This window comes from Streptomyces sp. NPDC031554 (genome assembly GCF_055580685.1).
In genome coordinates this window covers 194,237-216,062 of sequence record NZ_JBVIKX010000005.1, presented here as the reverse complement: position 1 = coordinate 216,062, position 21,826 = coordinate 194,237, and the positions used below count along the sequence as shown (strand labels likewise).

18 protein-coding genes and 1 tRNA gene are annotated in these 21,826 nt (G+C 74.3%); 12 read left to right on the top strand and 7 right to left on the bottom strand.

What is annotated here, in order from left to right; genetic code table 11:
- The first annotated feature begins 222 nt into the window (after window positions 1–222).
- Together orn and ACZ5FU_RS15745 are read left to right on the top strand one after the other, a co-directional pair.
- Window positions 223–825 (top strand): oligoribonuclease, encoded by a 603-nt coding sequence (gene orn / locus ACZ5FU_RS15750; protein WP_451529077.1) that lies wholly within the window; start codon window positions 223–225, stop codon window positions 823–825.
- 105 nt (window positions 826–930) lie between these two features.
- A tRNA-His gene (locus tag ACZ5FU_RS15745) sits at window positions 931–1,003 on the top strand.
- Between the two features lie 285 nt (window positions 1,004–1,288).
- Here the strand turns inward: ACZ5FU_RS15745 and ACZ5FU_RS15740 are convergent.
- Complete coding sequence (locus ACZ5FU_RS15740; RefSeq protein WP_451529076.1) at window positions 1,289–2,344, bottom strand: LacI family DNA-binding transcriptional regulator; 1,056 nt, start codon at window positions 2,342–2,344, stop codon at window positions 1,289–1,291.
- 338 nt (window positions 2,345–2,682) lie between these two features.
- On the opposite strand from ACZ5FU_RS15740, the gene ACZ5FU_RS15735 reads away from it, so the two are divergent.
- The 4 genes from ACZ5FU_RS15735 to ACZ5FU_RS15720 all read left to right on the top strand — a co-directional run bounded on the left by ACZ5FU_RS15735 (window position 2,683) and on the right by ACZ5FU_RS15720 (window position 8,104).
- A complete protein-coding gene (locus ACZ5FU_RS15735) occupies window positions 2,683–4,008 on the top strand; it encodes an ABC transporter substrate-binding protein (RefSeq protein WP_451529075.1) in 1,326 nt (441 codons plus the stop codon).
- Between the two features lie 5 nt (window positions 4,009–4,013).
- Window positions 4,014–5,021: a carbohydrate ABC transporter permease gene (locus tag ACZ5FU_RS15730; protein WP_451529084.1), complete on the top strand. Its 1,008-nt coding sequence runs from the start codon at window positions 4,014–4,016 to the stop codon at window positions 5,019–5,021.
- 10 nt (window positions 5,022–5,031) lie between these two features.
- Window positions 5,032–5,952, top strand: coding sequence for a carbohydrate ABC transporter permease (locus ACZ5FU_RS15725; RefSeq protein ID WP_451529074.1), 921 nt, complete (start codon window positions 5,032–5,034; stop codon window positions 5,950–5,952).
- 706 nt (window positions 5,953–6,658) lie between these two features.
- Window positions 6,659–8,104 carry a GH1 family beta-glucosidase gene (locus ACZ5FU_RS15720; RefSeq protein WP_451776015.1) on the top strand — a complete coding sequence of 482 codons (1,446 nt, stop codon included), beginning with the start codon at window positions 6,659–6,661 and terminating at the stop codon, window positions 8,102–8,104.
- Between the two features lie 101 nt (window positions 8,105–8,205).
- On the opposite strand, the gene ACZ5FU_RS15715 is transcribed toward ACZ5FU_RS15720, so the two are convergent.
- The 3 genes from ACZ5FU_RS15715 to ACZ5FU_RS15705 all read right to left on the bottom strand — a co-directional run bounded on the left by ACZ5FU_RS15715 (window position 8,206) and on the right by ACZ5FU_RS15705 (window position 11,908).
- The gene (locus tag ACZ5FU_RS15715) at window positions 8,206–9,687 is read right to left on the bottom strand and encodes a glycoside hydrolase family 18 protein (RefSeq protein WP_469045452.1); all 1,482 of its coding nucleotides are present in this window, start codon (window positions 9,685–9,687) and stop codon (window positions 8,206–8,208) included.
- A 110-nt stretch (window positions 9,688–9,797) separates the two neighbouring features.
- Window positions 9,798–11,198, bottom strand: coding sequence for a HAMP domain-containing sensor histidine kinase (locus ACZ5FU_RS15710; RefSeq protein ID WP_451776020.1), 1,401 nt, complete (start codon window positions 11,196–11,198; stop codon window positions 9,798–9,800).
- Window positions 11,195–11,908: a response regulator transcription factor gene (locus ACZ5FU_RS15705; RefSeq protein ID WP_451529070.1), complete on the bottom strand. Its 714-nt coding sequence runs from the start codon at window positions 11,906–11,908 to the stop codon at window positions 11,195–11,197. The genes ACZ5FU_RS15710 and ACZ5FU_RS15705 overlap by 4 nt, the downstream gene beginning before the upstream one ends.
- Window positions 11,909–12,060: 152 nt before the next feature.
- Between ACZ5FU_RS15705 and ACZ5FU_RS15700 the strand changes: the two genes are divergently transcribed.
- Window positions 12,061–12,606 (top strand): hypothetical protein, encoded by a 546-nt coding sequence (locus ACZ5FU_RS15700; protein ID WP_468643874.1) that lies wholly within the window; start codon window positions 12,061–12,063, stop codon window positions 12,604–12,606.
- Window positions 12,607–12,640: 34 nt separating this feature from the next.
- Here ACZ5FU_RS15700 and ACZ5FU_RS15695 read toward each other — a convergent pair whose 3' ends face one another.
- Window positions 12,641–13,510, bottom strand: a complete 870-nt coding sequence (locus ACZ5FU_RS15695) for a spermidine synthase (protein ID WP_468835361.1) — start codon at window positions 13,508–13,510, stop codon at window positions 12,641–12,643.
- 170 nt (window positions 13,511–13,680) lie between these two features.
- Window positions 13,681–14,067 carry a hypothetical protein gene (locus ACZ5FU_RS15690; RefSeq protein ID WP_468835364.1) on the bottom strand — a complete coding sequence of 129 codons (387 nt, stop codon included), beginning with the start codon at window positions 14,065–14,067 and terminating at the stop codon, window positions 13,681–13,683.
- 266 nt (window positions 14,068–14,333) lie between these two features.
- On the opposite strand from ACZ5FU_RS15690, the gene ACZ5FU_RS15685 reads away from it, so the two are divergent.
- Entirely contained in the window at window positions 14,334–15,749 is a 1,416-nt protein-coding gene (locus ACZ5FU_RS15685) for a hypothetical protein (RefSeq protein WP_451529066.1), read from the top strand.
- 121 nt (window positions 15,750–15,870) lie between these two features.
- Here ACZ5FU_RS15685 and ACZ5FU_RS15680 read toward each other — a convergent pair whose 3' ends face one another.
- Window positions 15,871–16,467: a histidine phosphatase family protein gene (locus tag ACZ5FU_RS15680; protein WP_469045451.1), complete on the bottom strand. Its 597-nt coding sequence runs from the start codon at window positions 16,465–16,467 to the stop codon at window positions 15,871–15,873.
- A 190-nt stretch (window positions 16,468–16,657) separates the two neighbouring features.
- Here ACZ5FU_RS15680 and ACZ5FU_RS15675 point away from each other — a divergent pair, with 190 nt between their 5' ends.
- The 4 genes from ACZ5FU_RS15675 to ACZ5FU_RS15660 are packed head-to-tail and all read left to right on the top strand — an operon-like array spanning window position 16,658 to window position 21,699.
- Window positions 16,658–17,611 (top strand): phosphatase PAP2 family protein, encoded by a 954-nt coding sequence (locus tag ACZ5FU_RS15675; RefSeq protein ID WP_451776022.1) that lies wholly within the window; start codon window positions 16,658–16,660, stop codon window positions 17,609–17,611.
- The gene (locus ACZ5FU_RS15670; protein ID WP_451776024.1) at window positions 17,562–18,683 is read left to right on the top strand and encodes a hypothetical protein; all 1,122 of its coding nucleotides are present in this window, start codon (window positions 17,562–17,564) and stop codon (window positions 18,681–18,683) included. Before ACZ5FU_RS15675 ends, ACZ5FU_RS15670 begins: the two co-directional genes overlap by 50 nt.
- The gene (locus tag ACZ5FU_RS15665) at window positions 18,674–20,362 is read left to right on the top strand and encodes a hypothetical protein (protein WP_469045450.1); all 1,689 of its coding nucleotides are present in this window, start codon (window positions 18,674–18,676) and stop codon (window positions 20,360–20,362) included. The genes ACZ5FU_RS15670 and ACZ5FU_RS15665 overlap by 10 nt, the downstream gene beginning before the upstream one ends.
- On the top strand, window positions 20,359–21,699 hold the full coding sequence (locus tag ACZ5FU_RS15660) for an AAA domain-containing protein (protein ID WP_451529061.1): 1,341 nt from the start codon (window positions 20,359–20,361) through the stop codon (window positions 21,697–21,699). Before ACZ5FU_RS15665 ends, ACZ5FU_RS15660 begins: the two co-directional genes overlap by 4 nt.
- The last annotated feature ends 127 nt before the right edge of the window (window positions 21,700–21,826 follow it).

Genomic DNA, 21,826 nt, shown 5'->3' with positions numbered 1-21,826 from the left:
GCCCCCCCCCCCCCGCCGGGGGGGGGGGGGGGGGGCGGGGCGGGGCGGGGTGTGGGGGGGGGGGGGGGGGGGGGGGGGTGGCCCCCCCCCCCCCACCGCCCCTTCCCCTTCCGCGCCGCCCCGTGCCCCCGCCGACGGCCCGGACGGCCCCGCCCCCGGGCGCCGGAAGGCCGGGACGACGCGGGGCATCGGATCGGGGTACGTCACCCTTAGGGTGGACGCATGAACGATCGCATGGTGTGGATCGACTGCGAGATGACCGGCCTCTCGCTGTCGGACGACGCGCTCATCGAGGTTGCCGCCCTCGTCACCGACTCCGAGCTGAACATCCTCGGCGACGGCGTGGACATCGTCGTACGGCCGCCGGACGCGGCCCTGGAGACGATGCCGGAGGTGGTGCGCCAGATGCACACCACGTCCGGGCTGCTTGACGAGCTGGCGGGGGGCACGACCCTGGCCGACGCCGAGGAGCGGGTCCTCGCCTACATCCGCGAGCACGTGAAGGAGCCCGGCAAGGCCCCGCTGTGCGGGAACTCCGTCGGCACCGACCGCGGCTTCCTGGTGCGGGACATGCCGACGCTGGAGAGCTACCTGCACTACCGGATCGTCGACGTCTCCTCCGTCAAGGAACTGGCCCGGCGCTGGTACCCGCGGGCGTACTTCAACAGCCCGGAGAAGAACGGCAACCACCGCGCCCTCGCCGACATCCGCGAGTCCATCGCGGAGCTGCGCTACTACCGCGAGGCCGTGTTCGTGCCGCAGCCCGGACCGGACTCCGACACCGCGAAGGCGATCGCCGCCAAGCACGTCCTGCCCGCCGGATAGAACACGTCCCGCCCGCCGGACAGAAGCCGTGCGCGAGCACCCCTTCGGACCCTGTACACTTTTTCTCGGCCGGTAGGGAGACCACAAAGTCGAACGCCGGGCATGGTGGGTGTAGCTCAGTTGGTAGAGCACCTGGTTGTGGTCCAGGTGGCCGCGGGTTCAAGTCCCGTCACTCACCCTGATCCGTCAGCCGGTGACCTTCTCGGAAGGTCACCGGCTGACGTGTTTCCCAGGACTTCCCAGGACTCCCGAGAAATCCCCCCCGGAGCCCCGCGCGCCCGCCACGAGCGGCTCGTCACGGAGGCGCCCCGGGCGACGGGGACGCCGTGGCAGGGGCGGGCACAGGCCGGGTCGGAGGCAGGACCGGCGGCAGGGGCCGGGCGTCCGCCCGTCCGCTCCACCCGCACCCCGCACCACACCGTCGCACCCCGCACCGCCGCACGCCGGGCGAGGCCGGCGTGCGCTACGCCGACGCGCGCACCATCAGTTCCGCGGCCAGGACCACCTGGCGCCGCTCCAGGCCCCGCGACACCGCCGGGCGGTCGTCCGCGATCTCCGTGAGGAGCAGGCCGAGCATGCGGCGCCCCATCTCCTCGATGGGCTGGCGCACGCTGGTCAGCGGCGGGTCCATGTGGCGGGCGATCGCCGAGTCGTCGTAGCCGATCAGGGCCACGTCGTCGGGGATGCGGCGGCCCGCCTCGCGCAGGGCCTGGCGGGCGCCGGCCGCCATCACGTCGGAGCCGGCGAACACCGCGTCGAGGGCCGGAGTGCGGGTCAGCAGCTCGCGCATCGCCCGCTGGCCGCCCTCCTCGGTGAAGTCACCCTGCACGATGAGGAGTTCGTCCACCTCGTGCCCCGCGTCGAGCAGGGCGTCGCGGTAGCCGTCGACACGCCGCTGGGCGCCGTACACGTCGAGGCGGCCGGTGATGTGGCCGATGCGGCGGCAGCCGCGGGCCAGCAGGTGCTCGACGGCGGAGCGGGCGCCGCCGTAGTTGTCGGAGTCCACGGACGGCAGCGTCTCGGCGGCGGAGCGGGGACCGCTGATCACGGCCGGGATCTCCAGCTGGGCGATGAGGTCGGGCAGCGGGTCGTCGGCGTGCACGGAGACCAGGAGGACGCCGTCCACACGGTGGGCGGCCAGGTACTGGGCGAGGCGCTGCCGCTCCCGGTCGCTGCCCGCGAAGATCAGCAGCAGCTGCATCTCGGTGTCGGCCAGCTCCGCGCCCACCCCGCGCAGGATGTCCGAGAAGTACGGCTCGGCGAAGAAGCGGGTCTCCGGCTCGGGCACCACGAGGGCGATCGCGTTCGTGCGGTTGGCGGCGAGGGCGCGGGCCGCGGTGTTGGGGACGTAGCCCAGCTCGGCGACCGCGGCCTCGACGGCGGCACGGGTGGCGTCGCTGACCCGGGGCGAACCGTTGATCACGCGGGAGACCGTGCCGCGGCCCACGCCGGCGCGCGCCGCCACCTCCTCGAGGGTCGGCCGGCCACCGCTCCGTCCCCGCGTACCGTGGCTTGCCATGGGCTCCGCCTTCCCGCTGTCATCATCCCACTGGCCTGGAATCTAACAGTCCCGGCCGTCCGCCCCACCGCCCCCGGGGGTCGTCGCCCCCGGCCGAAAAGCGCCGCCCCGGCGAGTTAGCTAACAGCCGGATAACTGAACGCATCTCCACGCGCCCCCGCCCTTGACACCCTCGCCCGAACCGACGACTCTTCAACACATCACCTGTGGGAGCGCTCCCACGGTACCTGACACATACACAACCCGCACGTTCCCCGCCCGAGCCGCAGCGAGAAACTAACGGGCCCAACAATGCAGTTGGCCGGGGGGTCGGCACGTCAGGGCAACAGGAGGACGTAATGCGAGCACGTACCCGAAGCTCCCGTCGGGTGGTAGTCCTGGCGACCGTCGCCACCATGGGCGCCGGGCTGCTGGCCGGCTGTGCCGACGACGGCGACAAGGCCTCCGACGACTCGTCGTCGGGCGGCGGCAAGGGCAAGACCACGATCACCCTGGGACTCTTCGGCACGATGGGCTTCAAGGAAGCCGGTCTGTACGCCGAGTACGAGAAGCTCAACCCGAACATCAAGATCGCCGAGAACGTGATCGAGCGCAACGAGAACTACTACCCCGCGCTCGTCAACCACCTCACCACCAACAGCGGTCTCCAGGACGTGCAGGCGATCGAGGTCGCCAACATCGCCGAGGTCACCGCCACCCAGAGCGCGAAGCTCCAGGACATGTCCAAGGTTTCGGGCGTGAACAAGAGCAACTGGCTGGGCTGGAAGTGGGCGCAGGCCACCACCAAGGACAGCAAGACCATCGCTCTGGGCACGGACGTCGGTCCGATGGCCCTCTGCTACCGCACGGACCTCTTCAAGCAGGCCGGTCTGCCGACCGACCCGGCGGAGGTCGGCAAGCTGTGGGCGGGTGACTGGAACAAGTTCGTCTCCGTCGGCGAGCAGTACAAGAAGAAGGCGCCGGCGGGCACCTTCTTCATGGATTCCCCCGGCGGCCTGCTCAACGCCGTCCTCAGCAGCCAGGAGGAGAAGTTCTACGACTCCTCCGGCGAGGTCATCTACAAGAAGAACAAGGCCGTCAAGGACGCCTTCGACCTGACCGCGAAGGCCGCCGAGCAGGGCCTGGTGCAGGCGCAGACGCAGTTCCAGCCGGCGTGGGACACCACGATCTCGAACAGCAAGTTCGCGACGATCGCCTGCCCGCCGTGGATGCTCGGCACCCTCAAGGGCAAGTCGAAGCCGGAGTCCTTCGGCAAGTGGGCCGTCGCGGTCGCTCCGAAGTCCGGCAACTGGGGCGGCTCCTTCCTGTCCGTGCCCTCCAGCGGCAAGAACGTGAAGGAGGCCGAGAAGCTGGTCGCCTGGCTGACCGCGCCCGAGCAGCAGGCGAAGCTGTTCAAGGTGCAGGGCTCCTTCCCCAGCACCCCGAGCGCGTACACCATGCCCGAGGTGACCGGCGCCAAGAACGAGATGACCGGTGACCTCAACATCGGCACCATCTTCGCCGAGGCCGCGAAGGCCGCCCCGGTCCAGGTGATCGGCCCGAAGGACCAGATCATCCAGCAGGGTCTGAGCGACAACGGCGTCATCCTCGTGACGAAGGGCAAGTCGCCTGAGGAGGCCTGGGAGACGGCGACGAAGACCATCGACAACAACCTGGACAAGTGACCCGAATGGCCACCCACGACACCGCCGCGCCCCCCCTCAAGGAGGGGGGCGCGGCCCCGGGCCGACCGCCCGCCGGCCCCGACGGGGCGGAGCAGCGGCACCGGGCCCGGCTCTCCCGCCGCTGGCAGCGGGACATGCGCTGGAGCCCCTACGCGTTCGTCTCGCCGTTCTTCCTGCTGTTCCTGGCGTTCGGTCTGTTCCCGCTGATCTACACCGGCTGGGCCTCGCTGCACCAGGTGGAGATGACGGCGCCCACCGACATGGAGTGGGTGGGGCTGCGCAACTACACCCGGATCTTCGACGACGAGTTCTTCTGGAACGCGGCGAAGAACACGCTCACCATCGGCGTCATCTCGACGGTGCCGCAGCTGCTGATGGCGATGGGGCTCGCCCACATCCTCAACTACAAGCTGCGCGGCTCGACGTTCTTCCGGGTCACGATGCTCGCCCCGTACGCGACCTCCATTGCGGCCGCCTCCCTCGTCTTCGTGCTGCTGTTCGGGCGCGACTACGGCATGATCAACTGGGTGCTGGACATGGTCGGGGTCGGCCCGATCGACTGGCAGAGCGACAAGTGGCCCTCGCAGTTCGCGGTGTCCACGATCGTCATCTGGCGCTGGACCGGCTACAACGCGCTGATCTACCTGGCGGCGATGCAGGCGATCCCGCAGGACCTGTACGAGTCGGCGGCGTTGGACGGCGCGAGCCGCTGGAAGCAGTTCCTCCACGTGACCCTGCCGTCGCTGCGCCCGACGATCCTGTTCACGGTCGTCGTCTCGACGATCGGCGCCACCCAGGTGTTCGGCGAGCCGCTGCTGTTCGACGCCAACAAGGGGGCGTCGGGCGGTTCCGAGCACCAGTTCCAGACCCTGGGCCTGTACCTGTACGAGCAGGGCTGGGTCAACCAGCACCTGGGCCGTGCCTCCGCGATCGCCTGGACCATGTTCCTGATCCTGATCGTGGTCGGCATCGTCAACTACGTCATCTCGCGCCGGCTGCGCGCCAGTAGTTAGGAGTACGGCCGTGACGACGACGACTTCCACGACACCGCCCCTCTCTCCGCCGGACACGGCCGTGAAGAAGCCCGGCCGGGTACGGCGGCCCAAATCGGCGCGGGCCGGCGGGCAGATGCACGCGGGGCCGATCGCGTACGTGATCCTGGCCCTGTTCACCGTCGGCTCGCTGTTCCCGCTGGTGTGGACGGCGATCGCCGCCTCCCGCGACAACAACCGGCTGGCGCAGACACCGCCGCCGTTCTGGTTCGGGTCGAACCTCTTCGACAACCTGGACATCGCCTGGAACGACGCCAACCTCGGCACCGCGTTCGTCAACACGACGATCGTGGCGGGGACCTCGGCCCTGACGATCGTGTTCCTGTCCACGATCGCCGGGTTCGCCTTCGCCAAGCTGAAGTTCAAGGGCCGCGGCGCGATGATGCTGATCGTGGTCGGCACGATGATGGTGCCGCCGCAGCTCAGCGTGATCCCGCTGTACATGATGGTCGCCAAGTTGGAGTGGACCGACCAGCTCCAGGCGGTGATCCTGCCGTCGCTGGTCAGCGCCTTCGGTGTGTTCTTCATGCGGCAGTACCTGCTCCAGGCGCTGCCCGACGAGATCATCGAGGCGGCCCGGATGGACGGCGCGAGCAGCTGGCGCGTGGTGTGGCACGTGGTGTTCCCCGCGGCGCGCCCCGCGATGGCGGTGCTCGGCATGCTGATGTTCGTCCAGACCTGGAACGACTTCCTGTGGCCGTTCCTGGTGCTGAGCCAGACCGGCAACCCGACCGTGCAGGTCGCGGTCGCGGGCCTCGGCCGCGGGTACACGCCCGACCAGTCCCTGATCATGGCGGGTGCCCTGCTGGGCACGCTGCCGCTGCTGCTGGTCTTCGCGATCTTCGGCAAGCAGATCGTGGGCGGCATCATGCAGGGCGCGGTGAAGGGCTGATGCGGGGATGCTCCGCGGCGGGGCGGGGGCTGGGACCCCGGCCGGTCCGGCGGCCGCGCGGGACCGGCGGCACCGTCGCCCCTCGCGACCGCGCGGGGCTGACCGCCGTGCCGGCCCGGCGTCCGCGCGGGGCCGGGACGGCCGCCGGACCGGCTCGCGCGCGGGTCCGGCACCGCCGCGGGACCGACGTCCTCACCGGACGGACGCCCCCGCCGGACCGGTGTCGTGCCGGAGCGGCGTCCGCGCGGCACCGGCACCCCGCCGGTCCGGCACCCGCCCGGGCCTGACACCCTGGCGATCACGGCGTCCGCCGAGGGCGGGACCTCCCGCGGTCCCGCGTCCGTACGGTGCCGGCGCCCTCGCGGGTCCCAGGTCCGCGCGGGACGCACCACCCTCGCGGGTCCGGAATCCGCACGGGTCCGACCCCCCGCAGGTCCCGCGTCCGCGCAGGACCGGCACCCCCGCCGGCCCGTGCCGGTGCGGGTCCGACACCCCGTCGGCCCGGCATCCGCGCGGGACCGGCACCCCGTCGGCAGGCGTCCGCGCAGAGCCGACACCCGGCAGGGCCGACGTCCGCGCGGGGCCGACACCCCGCCGATGCCGCGTCCGACGGAACCGGGTCACCGCCGCCCCGGTCCTCCGCACCTCTTCCCCCCATCCTTCGTCGGTCTCGACGACCTCGACGACCACCCATGGGAGCGCTTCCATGTCTGAGTCCGCACAGTCGGTACAGTCGGTCAACCCGGTGACCTTTCCTCCGGCCTTCCTCTGGGGCGCGGCGACGTCCGCGTACCAGATCGAGGGGGCGGTGCGGGAGGACGGCCGCACGCCCTCCATCTGGGACACCTTCAGCCACACGCCCGGCAAGACCGCCGGGGGCGACACCGGCGACATCGCCGTCGACCACTACCACCGCTACCGCGACGACGTCGCGTTGATGGCCGACCTGGGCCTGAACTCGTACCGCTTCTCCATCTCGTGGTCGCGGGTCCAGCCGACCGGCCGCGGGCCGGCGGTCCAGGTGGGCCTGGACTTCTACCGCCGGCTGGTGGACGAGCTGCTGGCGAAGGGCATCAAGCCGGCCGTCACGCTCTACCACTGGGACCTCCCGCAGGAGCTGGAGGACGCGGGCGGCTGGCCGGAGCGGGACACCGCGTACCGGTTCGCCGAGTACGCGCAGATCGTCGGGGAGGCGCTCGGCGACCGGGTGGAGCAGTGGATCACGCTCAACGAGCCGTGGTGCAGCGCCTTCCTCGGGTACGCCTCCGGAGTGCACGCCCCGGGCCGCACCGACCCGGCGGCGTCCCTGAGGGCCGCGCACCACCTCAACCTGGCGCACGGCCTGGGCACCAAGGCCCTGCGGTCGGTGATGCCGACCCGCAACTCGGTGGCGATCAGCCTCAACTCCTCGGTCGTCAGGCCGCTCTCGCAGACCCCGGGGGACCTGGCGGCGGTCCGCCGGATCGACGACCTGGCCAACGGCGTCTTCCACGGCCCGATCCTGCGCGGCGCGTACCCCGAGACGCTCCTCGCCGCGACCTCGTCGCTCACCGACTGGTCGTACGTCCTCGACGGCGACCTGCGCACCATCAACCAGCCGCTGGACGCGCTGGGCCTGAACTACTACACGCCCACCCTCGTCTCCGCGGCGGACGCCGACCCGACGGCCCCGCGGGCGGACGGCCACGGCAGCAGCGACCACTCCCCCTGGCCGGCCGCGGACGACGTCGCCTTCCACCAGACGCCGGGCGACCGCACCGAGATGGGCTGGACGATCGACCCGACGGGTCTGCACGACCTGATCATGCGGTACACGAAGGAGGCCCCGGGCCTGCCGCTGTACATCACGGAGAACGGCGCGGCCTACGACGACAAGCCCGACTCCGACGGCCGCGTCCACGACCCGGAGCGCGTCGCCTACCTGCACGGCCACCTGCGGGCCGTGCGCCGCGCCATCGCCGAGGGCGCGGACGTCCGCGGCTACTACCTGTGGTCGCTGCTGGACAACTTCGAGTGGGCGTACGGCTACGAGAAGCGGTTCGGCGCGGTCTACGTGGACTACGCGACCCTCGCCCGCACCCCGAAGTCGAGCGCCCTGTGGTACGGCCGGGCGGCCCGCACCGGAACCCTGCCGGCGCTCGAGACGGCCTGACCGAAGACCCCCGGGGTGGGGATCCCGGGAGAACGGGGGAACGGGGGAAGGGGCGCGGCACACCGTGGGGGTGTGCCGCGCCCCGCTGTCTTCCCGCCGCCTCAGCGGCCGGCGGTGAACGCCTTCGTGAAGGCGTTCGGGGTCTGGGTGACCGAGCTGCACGTGGGGTCCGCGGTGTTCTTCGGGGACGGGCACTGCCTGTCGCGGGTCGCGGACCACATGGAGAGCCGGCCGAGGCCCTTGGCCTCGGCGAAGGCGGCGAGCTGGGCGGCGTCCTCGACGGTGAAGACCTCGGAGGCGACGTCGTTCACGCCGATCATCGGGGTGACCGCGACCGTCTTCCAGGCGGCGGCGTCGCCCAGGCCCAGCACACTCCTGAGCTGGGCCTGGGTGGCGGTGGCCGCCTGCTCGGCGTAGGTGCCCATGTCGCCGCTGTAGGCGGGGCCGTAGTCCATCGCCATGATGTTGACGGTGGTGATCCGCACGCCGTTGGCCTTGGCGTCGGCCAGCAGGTTCACGCCGTCCTGGGTGAGGCCCTCGGGCATGACGGGGAGGGTGAAGGAGACGTCCAGGCCGGGGTGCTGCCGCTGGAGCGCGGCGACGGCCCGGGCGCGGCGGGTGTTGGCGGCCGTGTTCGGCAGCGCGCCGCCCTCGATGTCGAAGTCGACCTTGGTGAGCCGGTAGGCGTCCACGACCTTGCCGTAGGCGGCGGCCAGCGCGTCCGCCGAGGCGCAGGTGGTGCTGAGTTCGGCGCCGGACGCGCCGCCGAAGGAGACCCGGACGTCGCCGCCGCGGGCGCGCAGGGCGCCGATCTGCGAGGCCACGCCGTCGCTCGCCAGGTCCGTGACGCCGCCCCACTCGGGCGTGCAGCCGCCGCCGTCGGTGACGAAGGCGAGGTGGTAGTCCTCGACGCCGGTGGCCGTGGCGGCGGCGAGGAGGTCGAAGGCGGGGTGGAGGGAGGTGTCGACGTAGGGGGCGAAGGCGGCGGAGACCGCGGTCCCGGAGCCGGGGGTCCCGGACGGGGAGGGGGAGGCGGTGGCCGTCTGCCCGGGGGTGGCCGTGCCGGCCGGAGTGGTGGCGGGGGCGGGGGCGACCGTGCCGGTCGGGGAGGCCGTCGGGGTGCCGGTCGGGCGGCCGCTCGGCTCGGGGGTGGCACCGGCGTCCGCCGAGCAGGTGGCGCCGTCGATGAGACAGCCGACGGGATCGGCGGTGCCGTTGACGACGAAGCCGACGGTGACGGACTCGCCGGCGGCCAGACCGTCCTCGTCCCACGCGGCCGGCTTCACCGTGACGTGCTGTCCGGACACGCTCGACCCGGCGTTCCACAGCGAGCTGATCCGCGACCCGGCCGGCAGGTCGAACTCCAGCGTCCAGTCGGTCTTCGTGCCGCCGCTGTCGTTGGTGACGACGTACTGCGCGGTGTACCCCGTCGACCAGTCACTGGTCCTCGTGTAGGCGGCCCCGGTCCCGGCCGCCTGGGCGGTGCCGGTGAGGAACACGGCGCCACCGCCCACGGCGGCCGCGGCGACCACGCCCCCGATCAGCTTGTTCCTGGTCCTGACGGTGCGCCGGTGCGTGCTCATCGCGTGCCCTGCCTTCACTGCTCACGGGGGTGGGGTGCGGCAGCACGCTAGCGCTCGCCGACCGGGCGAAGCGCCTGATCGGGGCGGGGACCGAGGATCTTAGGGCGCGCTTAAGGAAGGGATCGGGAGCGGTTAAAGGTGACGGTCCGTCTGCCCTGCCGGCGTCGTCGCACCGTGCCCCGGTGCCCCCTGCGCTCCGGTTCCCGCCCGTCGAGCTGGATCCAGATCCGCACCTCGGTGCCGCCCAGCACGGACGAGCCGATGCGCACGTCCCCGCCGGTCGACTCCGCGAGCCGGCGCACGATGTCCAGCCCGAGCCCGGTCGACCCGGCGGTGCCGGAACCCCGGCCGCGGGCCATCGCCGCCTCCGGGTCGGGTATGCCGGGGCCCGCGTCCGAGACCAGGACGATCACCGCGTCCTCGCCGTCGTGCAGGTCGACCGCGAAGGCCGTGCCCTCGGGGGTGTGCCGGAAGACGTTGCCGAGCAGGGCGTCGAGGGCGGCGACCAGGTCGGCGCGGGCCACCGGCGCGCGCACCGGCCGGTCGGCGCCGGCCACCCGCACCTTGCGGCCCTCGTCCTCGGCGAGCGCCGACCAGAACGCCATCCGCTCCCGGACGACCTCGGCGACGTCGCTCCCGGCGCCCGGTCCGGCGGCCGCGGTCTGCGGCTTGGCCTCGCGGGCGGTGCGGATGATGGTGTCGACCTCCCCCTCCAACTGGGCGACCGCGGCGCGGGTCTGCTCGGCGGCCGGGGAGTCACCGAGGGAGGCCGCGTTGAGCCGCAGCACGGTCAGCGGGGTGCGCAGCCGGTGGGAGAGGTCGGCGGCCAGCTCCCTCTCGTTCGCGAGGAGTTGGACGACCTGGTCGGCCATGGAGTTGAACGCGACGGCCGCGAGCCGCAGTTCGTTCGGCCCCTCCTCCGGCACGCGTGCGCCCAGTCTGCCCTCCCCCAGTTCGTGCGCGCCCTCCACCAGCCGCCGGGCGGGCCGCACCATGCGCACGCCCAGCCGGTCGGCGACGGCCACCGAGCCGACGACCAGGGCGGCGCCGACCGCGGCGAGCACCGCCCAGGCCGTCCCGACCCCGTTGCTGACCTCGGACTCGGGGACGTAGACCTCGACGACGGCCGTGCCGAAGCTCAGCGCGACGGGCTGCAGGAGCGCGGAGCCGCCGGGCACCCCGGTGGTGGAGACGCGGCCCAGCTCGCGCACGGCCGCGATGTCGGCGGCGGTGGCGCGCCGCCGGCCGAGGTCGAGGGCCTGCCGGCCGTCGCCGGCGGGGAGGTGCACGGCCATGCCGTCGTCGGAGCCCGCGGCGGCGACGACCCGCTCCAACTGGTCGCGGTCGGTGGTGATGGACAGCGCGGGGACCACGACGGCGGCCTCCCGCTCGGCGTTGGAGAAGGCGCGGTCACGGGCCATCTCCTCGACCACCAGCCCGAGCGGCACGGCGAAGGCGACCACGACCATCGTGGTGACCGCCAGGCAGACCTTGACGAGGGCCCACCTCATCGCGGCTCCCCGGTGGGTGCCGCGGCGGGCGGCTCCAGCTTCACGCCGACGCCCCGCAGGGTGTGCAGGTAGCGCGGGCGGGCCGCCGTCTCGCCCAGTTTGCGGCGCAGCCAGGACAGGTGGACGTCGATGGTCTGGTCGTCGCCGTAGGACTGCTGCCAGACCTCGGCGAGCAGTTCGCGGCGCGGGACGACGACGCCGGGGCGGCCGGCGAGGAAGGCGAGCAGGTCGAACTCGCGGCGGGTGAGGTCGAGGCGGGCACCGTCCAGTTCGGCCTGGCGGCGCAGCGGGTCGACGGTCAGTCCGCCCACGCGCAGCACGCTGGACGGCGGCGCCTCACCGGCGCCGGCGCGGGAGCGGCGCAGGACGGCCGCCATGCGCGCGGAGAGGTGCTCCACCGAGAACGGCTTCGTCAGGTAGTCGTCCGCGCCCGCGTTGAGCAGCCGGACGATCTCCGTCTCGTCGTCGCGGGCGGTGGCGATGATGACGGGCACGTCCGTGATGCCGCGCAGCATCTTCAGGGCCTCGGAGCCGTCCAGGTCCGGCAGTCCGAGGTCCAGCACGACCACGTCGAAGCGGAAATGGGCGACTTCGCGCAGCGCCTCCAGTGCCGTGCCGACACTGCGCACGGTGTGCGCGGCATCGGTGAGGTGCCGGATGAGCGCCGAGCGGACGAACTGGTCGTCCTCGACCACGAGCACACTTGCCATGCGCCGCAACCTACGCCATGCGGCCGGATCCCCTCCGGGCCTGTGGACAACTCCGTCCCTGTGGACGGCCGGTGGGGACCCGGAGTCCCGCGGGGTGCGCGGTGGGGGATCCGCGCGACACGGCCGTGGCGGGTGGGGCAGGATGGCCCGCGATGCGCAGAGGACTCGTACATGTACTGGCCTGGACGCTCGCCACGGGCGCGGCGGTCACGCTGTCGTGGTGGGGCGTCCACACGGTCCTGGCGGGCACCGCGTACGACCCGCCGCGCGCCCTGCCGCTGACGGCCGCCGACGTGCCCGCCGGGGAGCCGGAGCCGCCGGCGATCTCGGCCACCGACCGCCCCGCGCCGGCGTCGTCCCCGGCGTCCGCGCCCGCCACGCCGTCCCCGTCGTCCGCCCCGCCGTCCGCGTCCCGGACCCCCGCGAGCCCGGCGGCCCCGTCCCGCACCCGGCCGGCCGCCTCCCCCGGCCCCTCCGGCCGGGTCGAGGGCTACGACACCGACGGCGGGCGGGTCCTGTTCGACCTGGGGCCCGCCTCCGCCTCGCTCGTCTCGGCCACACCGGGCGCGGGCTGGTCGATGCAGGTGTGGAAGACGGAGTCCTGGATCCGGGTGGAGTTCACCTCGGGCGCGGACCGCGTGTCGGTCTTCTGCACCTGGCACGACGGACCACCGCGCGTGGAGATCGGCACCTACTGAACGCACGTCCGCCCGGCGGGCGTTCCGCGGCCGCTCAGCGGAAGACGGACGGCGGCGGGGCCGGTGACGCCACCGCCGAGGCGTCGACGACGGGTACGGCCCCGCCGGTGAAGTCGGTGAGGTCCCTGCCGTGCTCGACGCGGGCGGGGTGCGGGTCGGAGGCGGCCCTGCGGGTCAGTTCGGCGGTCGGCAGCGGCAGGTCGGAGGCGACCAGGACTGCGTTGCCGAACCGCTTGCCGCGCAGCACGGCGGGGTCGGCGACCAGGGCGAGTTCCGGGAAGCGGGCGGCGGCGGTGGCGATCTGGGCGCGCAGGTGCGCGAGCGGGGGGCCGTCGGCCAGGTTGGCGACGTAGGAGCCACCGGGGCTCAGGGCCCTGCGCACCTCGTCGAGGAACTCGGTCGAGGTCAGGTGCGCGGGGGTGCGGGCACCGCTGAACACGTCGGCGACGACGAGGTCGGCCCATCCGTCCGGCACCTTGCCGAGCCCCTCGCGCGCGTCGGCGGACCGCACCCGGATCCGGGCGGCGGGGTCCAGGGGCAGCTCCCGGCGGACCAGCCGGACGAGGGCCGCGTCCCGTTCGACGACCTGCTGGGTGGAGCGGGGGCGGGTGGCCGCGACGTACCGGGCGAGGGTGAAGGCGCCGCCGCCGAGGTGGAGGACGTGCAGCGGCCTGCCGGGCGGGGCGGCGAGGTCGATGACGTGGCCGATCCGCCGCTGGTACTCGAAGGAGAGGTGTCCGGGGTCGTCGAGGTCCACGTGCGACTGGGGCGCCCCGTCGATGAGCAGCGTCCAGGCCCGTGCCCGGTCGCGGTCCGGGCGGAGCTGGGCGAGCCCGCCGTCGACGGTCTCGGTGACGGTCTCGTCGCTGTCGCGTGCGCGCCGGGAGTTCCTGGACCTTGCCATGCGGGCATTTTCGCAGGGCCGGGGCGTGCCGTGCTCCCCCGGCCGTCCACCGCCGGGCGGGACGCGCCGCTCGCCGGCGGCCGCCCGGGGCGTGGCCGGCCCTTCGCGTCGGATCGGCGCGCGGTGCCCGCCCGGAAGGGCCGGACACGTCCCGCGGGGGGCCGGGCCGGCTACCGGCAGCTGTCCGCCGCCTCGATGAGCCGCGCCGCCTCCCCCAACGCCCGCTGGAGGACGGCCGGGTCGGTCGCGAGGTCGGCCTCGCCGGGCGGGAGCAGCCAGTGCGAGCCCTCGGCGGGGAGCCCGGGTGCCGGTCCCGGCCCCCGTCCGCCGGTCTCCGTGCAGGTGCTGCCCGGGACGTCCCAGGCGGCGGCGGTGCCCGGCGGCACCAGGAAGGCGAGGGTGCCGTGCCCGTCGTCGTGGAGCACGGGCCCCATCGCGTCGCCGGCTCCGCGGCGCAGGATGTCGGCCGCCTCCAGCCCCTGCCGGGCCGGCACCGTCACGAGGTCGCACGTCGTCCCCGACGACACGACGGGATCGTTCCTCCGACTGGTCTCCACGGTCGGCCTCCCTCGGCGGTCACTGTGCGCGTCCGTCGGGTCCAACGCGGCGGATCGTCGGCGGCTACGCGGAAATGCGCCGCAAAGGATGGCAGTTCATGGCGGATCGCGGATGAGATATCCGGTTTTGTGGTCAAACCCTGTGTGTCGAACCGATCACAGAAGGTACGTTCAAGCCCGCCGGAAACAGGGTGCTCACACCGACGGATCGGTCGACCCGCGCTGCCTCCGGCATGGTTCGACGGTTCGTACGAGAGGACCCGGCCATGGCGTCGTCACCGGTGACCCCAGCTCGGCCCGACCGGCCGGCACGGCCCAACCCCACCTTCCGGCGGTTGCGCGGACAGCGCTCGCCGGCCGAGTTCGCCGCGTTGGTGCGGCGGGCCGCGCGCGAGATCGGGGAGCGGGTGAGCTGCGACGCGCGCTATGTCGGCCGCGTCGAGGCGGGTGAGATCCGCTGCCCCAACTACGCGTACGAGCGGGTGTTCCTGCACATGTTCCCCGGCCGCACGCTCACCGATCTGGGGTTCGCGCCCCGGTCGTCCGTCCGCGGGCGGGGGGCGCGTCCCCGCGAGGACGTGCCGGGCACCGGTGAGACGCGCGGGGCGCACGAACCGTATGACACGCAGGACCCGTACGACACGCACCACGACCACGAGGAGAGCGACGTGCTGCGTCGCGCATTCATGACCGGCGGGGGCGCCACGGTGGCCGCCGTCTCGATGGGCCCCCTGGGGCTCGCTCCGGACGCGTCGGCGGCCGAACGCCCCGTGCGGCGCCCCGGGACGAGGGAGGCGGCCGCCCTGGAGGAGGCGGTCCGCCGGATCCGGCTGCTGGACGACCGGCACGGCGCCGACGGGCTCTACCGGCGCGCGGCGACACCGCTGCGCACCGCCTACGCGCTGCTGGACGCGGGAGCGGTACGGCAGGCGACCGCCGAACGGCTCCACTCGGGCGCGGGCGAACTGGCCATCTCGGTGGGCTGGCTGGCGCACGACTCGGGCCGGTTCGACGACGCCCGCTCGCACTACGCGGAGGCCCTCGCGACCGCCCGGACCACCGGCGACGAGGCCCTGGAGGCGCACGCCTTCTGCAACACGGCGTTCCTCGCGCGCGACGTGGGCCGCCCGCGCGAGGCCGTCCGGGCGGCGCAGGCCGCGCAGCGCGTCGCCCGCCCGCTGGGCTCCGCGCGGCTGATGTCGCTGCTCGCGCTGCGCGAGGCGGGGGGCTGGGCCGGACTGGCCGACCGCGCCGGCTGCGAGCAGGCACTGGCGCGCGCCCACGCCCTGTACGCGCGCGGCTCCTCGGACGCCGACCCCGAGTGGATGAGCTTCTACGGCGAGGCCGAACTGGAGGGTCTGGAGGCGCAGTGCTGGTCCACGCTCGGGGCGTGGCCGCGGGCGGCCCGGCACGCGCGGCGGGCGGCCCAGCTCCAGGACCCCCACTTCACCCGGAACATCGCGCTGTACACCGCCGAGCTGGCGGACGACCTCGCGCGCGGGGGGCGGCCCGACGAGGCGGCGACGGCCGGGATGCGGGTGCTGGACCTGCTGGACGAGGTGCAGTCGTCGCGGATCCGGACGATGCTCGCGGGGACGGCACGGGTGCTGCTGCCCCACCGGCGGGCCGCGGGGGTGTCGGAGTTCCTGGAGCGCCACGCCACGGCCCCGCGCAAGGCGTGACCGCCGCGGACCCCTGTGCCGCGGACCCCTGCGTCACGGACCCCCGTGCCACGGCGGTCCCGTGCCGTTGCCGCCCCCTGCCCGCGCCGTCCCGCGCCGTCGCCGCTCCGGGGCGGCCGGGTCAGCCCGCCAGGTGCCCCAGGTCGTTCCAGCTCTCGATGGCCGGTTCGCCGTAGGCCCAGCCGAGTACGGACAGCGACGTCGGGTTGAGGCGTACGCGGGCCGCGAAGTCCAGCGGGAGACCGAGCCACCGGGCGCCTATCGAACGCAGGATGTGCCCGTGGGCGAAGACCAGCACGTCCCGGTCGGCGGACCGCGCCCACGCGACGACCTCGTCCGCGCGCGCGGTGACCTCCGCCAGGGTCTCGCCCTCCGGCACGCCGTCGCGCCAGATGAGCCAGCCCGGCCGGACCGCCTGGATCTCGGCGGGGGTCATGCCCTCGTAGGCGCCGTAGTGGACCTCCATGAGCGTGTCCCACGCCGTGGCGCGCTCGCCGAAGCCGGCGAGTTCGCACGTCTCTCGCGCGCGCACCAGGGGGCTGGTGCGGACCTCGACGTCGGGAAGACCGTCGAACGGCGCCCGGTGCAGCCGCTCGCCGAGCAGCTTGGCGCCGCGCCGGCCCTCCTCCAGCAGGGGCACGTCGGTCCTGCCGGTGTGCTTGCCGGACAGCGACCACTCGGTCTGTCCGTGCCGGGCCAGCAGGATGCGCGGTGCCATGGAGAACCCTTCCGGGGAAAAGCGGGGGCGGGACCCTTCCATCATCGCGCACCCTGAGCAGGGGCAACCCGGTGGGCGATCTCAGCGTCTTCGAGGGCCGGGGGCGTCCTACGGGGGGCGCCCGCCCAGGCCGTAAAGTGGCACCTCCGTGCCACGGGCACCGCAGCGACACGAAGGGGGAGGCGATCGGATGCCGCAGACCGAGACACCAGGCACCGAGGCGGCCTCGCCGGCCAGGCTGCGGTGGTGGACGGAACTGCCCCTGATCGTGCTGGTGTACGCCTGCTACTCCGCGGGCCGGCTGCTCGCGCGGGGCGACGTCAGCAGCGCCGTCGACCACGGACTGGCGATCCTGCGGATCGAGAAGGTCCTGCACATCAACGCCGAGCACCCGCTGAACCGGCTGTTCCGGAACGAGGCGTGGATCGGCGTGCCGGCCGACTTCTGGTACGCGTCGCTGCACTACCTGGTCACCCCGGTGGTCCTGGTGTGGCTGTTCCGCTCGCGCACCGTGCACTACCGGGCCGCCCGCACCTGGCTGATGACGTCGACGTTCATCGGCCTGATCGGCTTCACCCTGCTGCCCACCTGCCCGCCGCGCCTGCTCTCCGCGGACCACGGCTTCGTGGACACGATGGCCCTGTACAGCTCGTACGGCTGGTGGGGCGGCGAGGCGAGCGCCCCGCGCGGCCTGGGCGGCATGACCAACCAGTACGCGGCCATGCCGAGCCTGCACGTCGGTTGGGCGCTGTGGTGCGGGGTGATGCTGTGGCGGCACGGCGGCACCCGCGCGGCGCGGATCGCGGGCGTGGTCTATCCGCTGGTGACGACGATCGTGGTCATGGGCACCGCGAACCACTACTTCCTCGACGCGGCCGCGGGCGCGGCCGTGATGGGCGCGGGACTGCTGCTGGCGCCCCTGGTGATGCGCCGGGCGGACCGGGCCGCGGGCTGGGCGGCGGAGCGGTTCCCGTTCCTCCCGGTGGCAACTCGGGGCACCGGCGCCCCGATTGTCAGTGGCGGATGCCAGACTTCCGCGGGTGAGCGAATTCCACGGCAGCGCGAGTCACGGTTCGGGCCCGGAGCCGAACCGGGTGCCACTCCCTCGGACGCGGGGGACGGCGCTCCGGCAGCGGCTCGCTGACCTGCGCGGACCCGACGTACCCGCCAAGGCGCTGGACGCCCGCGCCTTGGCGGCGCTCGCCGCCAACCCGGGATGCAGCCGACGCGCGATCCTCGACGGCGCCGGGGTGGACAAGGCGGCGCTGGCCGACGCGCTCGGCTCGCCCTCGGCGTTCGGCCAGTCCCAGTTCGCCCTCACGCGCGGCAACGCCTTCGAGGCGAAGGTGAAGGCCGACGGCGGCGCCGACCTGCTGCGCCTGGTGCACGAGAAGCTGGACCCGCGCGCGGAGCCGCCCACCGGGGCGAGCGTCCCCGACCTGTCGGCGATCGGCCCCGAGGGCCGTACGGCGCGGACGGCGCTGGCGCTGCGCGAGGCCGGCGCGGCGTCCGGCACCTGGACCCTCCTGGACCACCCGATGCTCGCGCTCGACGTCGCGGGTTCCCCGGCGTTCCTGGAGCCGGACGCGGTCGTGGTGCACCCCGACGGCGGCTGGACGGTCGTGGAGATCAAGTCGTTCCCCCTGCTGGACGGCGCCGCGGACCCCGCGAAGGTCGGCGCGGCCGCCCGGCAGGCCGCGGTGTACGTGCTGGCGCTGGAGGCGCTCGCCGCCCGCCTCGACCCCGCGCCGCGGGTGCGCCACCGCGTCCTGCTGGTCTGCCCCAAGGACTTCTCCAACCTGCCCACCGCCTCCGCCGTGGACATCCGCAAGCAGCGCGCGGTCACCCACCGCCAGCTGGCCCGGCTGACCCGCATCGAGGAGATCGCCGGCGCGCTCCCCGAGGACACCTGCTTCTCGCCCGAGCTGCCGCCCGACCGGCTCACGGCGGCCGTCGAGGCCGTCCCGGCGGCGTACGCGCCCGAGTGCCTGGCCGCCTGCGAACTGGCGTTCCACTGCCGCGGCCGCTCCCGCGCGGCCGGCGAGGTCACCGCGCTGGGGCGCCCCGTCCGCGCCGAGCTGGGGGCCATGACGACCGTCGAGGACGTGCTGGCCGCGGCCCGCGGGGAGGCCGGCGATCCCGACGACCCGGCCGTGGCGGCCCTGCGCCGCGCCGCCCTGCTGCGCGACGAGGCCCTGGGGGCGACGTGTCGCTGATCGCCGTCCTGGCCCGCCTGGAGGCCGTCGCCACCGGCCGCGCCCGGCCCGCCGCCACCGTCCGCCACCGGCACCTGTCGAAGCGGCCGCTGGTGTTCGTGCCGCTGACCACCGCCGGTGAGGCGGGCGCCCCGCTCGGCGCCCTCGTCGGCACCGACCGGGACGCGCCCCGGCTGCTGGTCGTCCCGCAGCCGCGCGACCGCGACCTGCGGTTCGCGTTCCTCGCCGAGCTGGCCGACGTCGTCCTGCCGTACATCGACTCGTACGCCGACGCCGTCGAGGCCGCCGAGCGCAACGAGACCGACCCCGGGACCGGGAAACGCGTCAAGGTCGAGGTCGAGCTGTGCTCCGACGCGCCCCAGCTGATCGTCCCGAGCCGCGCGGGCGTGGAGTACGTCCGCCTCCTGGGCCGCTCCACCCGCTTCAGGCGCACGGCGGAGCAGGACCCGCAGACGCCGTATCCCGCGCCGCCGCGCGTGCCGCTGCTCGGGCGGTGGCTGACGCACTTCGGGGAGCGGTCCCGGGTGCCCGGCTCCTCGCTGCTGCTGGCGCTCACGGAGGTGCTGGGCCGGCACTGGGCGACCGGCCAGTCCGGTCTGGAGGACCAGCACCTGGGGTCGCTGCTCGCCTGGATCGACCCGCCCGGGGACGAGACCGGCGCCGGGGCGGCGCTGCGGGCCGAGCTGGCCCGTGACGCCGGGGGCCAGCTGCTGTGCCCGCCGGCCGGGCCGGCGACCGACCCGGCGTTCGACAACAAGCTGCTCGCCCCCGCCATCGAGCGCTACGACCGCGCGCGGACCGCCCTGGCCGCCGCCGAGGACGGCCTGCAGGCCGACGACCGGCTGGGCGAGCTGACCGCCGCCGAGCGGGCGGTGCGGGACCTCGTGCTGAGCCGGACCCTGCCCACCTGGGAGAAGGTGTGGCAGGGCATCGACCTGCTGCGGGAGCTGCCCGAGGGGGCGCACGTCGAGGAGCGGTGGACCCGCGACCGCTGGTCGTTCACCGGCCACCGCGACCGGGTCGTGGCGGGCGAGCCGCCGCAGCCGCGCCGCGACGACGCGGTCACCGCCGCGGGCAAGCTGGCCGTGCGCGAGCGGGAACAGGCCCGGCTGGAGGCGCAGGAGGCCCTCGACGACCCGCTGGTGATGGCGGGGCGGCGGCTGGCCGGGGAGGCGTTCGCGGGCGAGGTCGTCGACGTGGTGATGGCCTACGGCGAGGGCAGGCGGCCCAGCCCGCGCCCGCTGGTCACCGTCCGCACGGACGACCGGCCGCATCTCGGGGAGCGGGTCAAGGTGTACCGGTCGCTGGGCGGGAAGCCGCAGGCGGCGGAGTTCGTGCGGCGGGCCGCCCCGGACGGTGCGGACGGCCCCGGTGCGGAGGGTGCGGCCGGCCCGGACGGCCCCGGTGCGGCCGGCCCGGACGGCCCCGGTGCGGCCGGTGCGCAGGACGAGGGCCTGCTGGTGCTGCGGATCGTCGACAGGATGGGCCGCGGCAAGGAGCCGGAGGAAGGGTCCGTGCCCGAGAAGGGCGACCGGGTGTGCTTCACCCTGTTCGAGCACGAGCAGCGCGGCGGCGCCAAGCTGCCCGACCCGGAGGACACGCCGTGGACGCACGGGGGCCCGCCCGGGGAACCGGTGCCCGAAGCCGCCGACACCGTCACCGAGGAGGACGTCCTGTGACCACCGAGGCCGTCCACGACCCCGGTACCGCCGCCACCCGCGCCACCGACGCGATCCTGCGCGACACGCTGCACGGCACCGCGCGCGGGGTCGTCGTGGACTCCCCGCCCGGTGCCGGCAAGTCCACGCTCGTCGTCCGCGCGGCGCTGGAACTGGCGGACGCGGGAAGACCGCTGATGGTCGTCGCGCAGACCAACGCGCAGGTCGACGACCTGGTGCTGCGGCTCGCCGAGAAGGACTCCGCGCTGCCGGTGGGCCGCCTGCACAGCAGCGACGCCGACGCCTACGACAAGGCGCTGGACGACCTGCCGAACGTGCGGAAGTCGGCGAAGGCCGGTGACCTGGCCGGGCTTCCGGTCGTCATCTCCACGGCCGCCAAGTGGGCGCACGTGAAGACCGACGAGCCGTGGCCGCACGCGATCGTGGACGAGGCCTACCAGATGCGCTCGGACGGGCTGCTGGCCGTGGCCGGGCTGTTCGAGCGGGCGCTGTTCGTGGGCGACCCGGGGCAGCTGGACCCGTTCTCGATCGTGGGCGGCGAGCAGTGGGCCGGCCTGTCGTACGACCCGTCGGCCTCGGCGGTGTCGACGCTGCTGGCGCACAACCCCGGTCTGCCGCAGCACCGGCTGCCGGTGTCCTGGCGGCTGCCGGCGTCGGCGGCGCCGCTGGTCTCGGACGCCTTCTACCCGTTCACGCCGTTCCGCAGCGGCACCGGCCCCGGCGACCGGAGGCTGTCCTTCGGCGTCCCCTCCGACGGCTCGGGGCCCGACCGGGTGATCGACGAGGCGGCGGAGTCCGGCTGGGGGCTGCTGGAGCTGCCCGCCCGGCACACGCCCCGCACCGACCCGGAGGCGGTGCGGGCGGTCGCCGCGGTGGTCAGGCGCCTCCTGGACCGGGGTGGCGCGGCCGTCTCCGAGCGCTCCCCCGCACCCACCCCCCTCACCGCCGACCGGATCGCCGTCGGCACCGCCCACCGCGACCAGGCGGCGGCGGTCCGCGCGGCCCTGGCCGAGCTGGGCGTCGGCGACGTCACCGTCGACACCGCGAACCGGCTCCAGGGCCGCGAGTACGACGTCACGGTCGTCCTGCACCCCCTGTCCGGCCGCCCCGACGCCACCGCCTTCCACCTGGAGACGGGCCGCCTGTGCGTCCTGGCCTCCCGCCACCGCCACGCCTGCGTCGTCGTCTGCCGCGCGGGGGTCACCGACCTCCTGGACGCCTACCCGTCGACGGAACCGGTCCAGCTGGGAACCACGGTGAAGTTCCCGGACGGCTGGGAGGCGAACCACGCGGTACTGGCCCACCTCGCCGAACACCGGATCCCCTGGACACCATGACCGACCCGCCCCGGCCCGCCTCGGCCCCCGCCCCCGCTGCCGCCTCCGGACGGGGTCCGGCACGCCGCCGGAGGCGGTCCGGGGAGACAGCCGGCGCCGGGTGGCTTGGAAGTGCCGTCGGCTGGGG